The sequence below is a fragment of the Streptomyces sp. NRRL F-5755 genome (genome assembly GCF_001279365.1).
Taxonomy (GTDB): Bacteria; Actinomycetota; Actinomycetes; order Streptomycetales; family Streptomycetaceae; genus Streptomyces; species Streptomyces rimosus.
Genome location: NZ_LGCW01000201.1, coordinates 1 through 352 on the forward strand (window position 1 = coordinate 1; position 352 = coordinate 352).

1 protein-coding gene is annotated in these 352 nt (G+C 59.4%); it reads right to left on the bottom strand.

Annotation, left to right across the window (positions count from 1 at the left end):
- Positions 1 to 164: 164 nt before the first annotated feature.
- Positions 165 to 352 (bottom strand): hypothetical protein (locus ADK86_RS44545; protein WP_234345905.1); only part of this gene is annotated, 188 nt, incomplete at its 5' end.

Here is a 352-nt window from a genome sequence, read left to right on the forward strand (position 1 = left end):
ACGGGAAAAGCCGCTAAAGTAGTGATCACGCCGGAAGGCGCGAACAACCCCCTCCGACGGGGAATCGGATTCAAATTCGAACCGGTCAGCTTCCTTCACCGGAAGCCCGGAACGGAAAACGAATCTGATAGAGTCGGAAAGGCCGGAAAGCGAAAGCCGGAAGGTCATCCCGCTCCAACGGGGAGCCGGAAACGGAAAGCGGAAACGCCGAACGGATCTGGTAAGGTTGGAACCGCGCAGAAGCCGAAAGGCAGAAACGCACCGGCGGAAATCAGGACCGCGAGGATCTGATAGAGTCGGAAACGCAAGACCGAAGGGAAGCGCCCGGAGGGCCCGGTGAAACGGGACCGAA